This is a genomic window from Nonomuraea sp. NPDC048916, from assembly GCF_040649575.1.
GTDB lineage: Bacteria > Actinomycetota > Actinomycetes > Streptosporangiales > Streptosporangiaceae > Nonomuraea.
Window position 1 is genome coordinate 1 of sequence record NZ_JBEZFS010000312.1, and the last position, 364, is coordinate 364.

The following is a 364-nucleotide window of genomic DNA, read 5'->3' on the forward strand; positions in this document are numbered from 1 at the left end:
GGTTCTCCGCGATGACCTTGCCATCGCGCAGCAGGCGCGCCTTGGTGTTGCGCTTGACCTCGCCGGAGCGGACCAGCACACCGGCGATGTTGCCCAGCTTGGACGAGCGGAAGATCTCGCGGATCTCCGCCGTGCCGAGCTCGACCTCTTCGTACTCCGGCTTGAGCAGACCCTTGAGGGCCGCTTCGATCTCTTCGATCGCCTGGTAGATGACCGAGTAGTACCGGACGTCCACGCCTTCGCGCTCGGCCATCTGCTCGGCACGCCCTGCGGCGCGCACGTTGAAGCCGATCACGATGGCGTCGGAACCCGTCGCCAGGTTGATGTCCGACTCGGTGACCGCACCCACACCGCGGTGCAGGAT

General features: G+C 65.9%; 1 pseudogene. It reads right to left on the reverse strand.

Going from position 1 to position 364, the window contains the following annotated elements:
* A pseudogene (locus AB0C16_RS41010) lies at window positions 1-364 on the reverse strand (translation initiation factor IF-2); the annotation flags it as partial.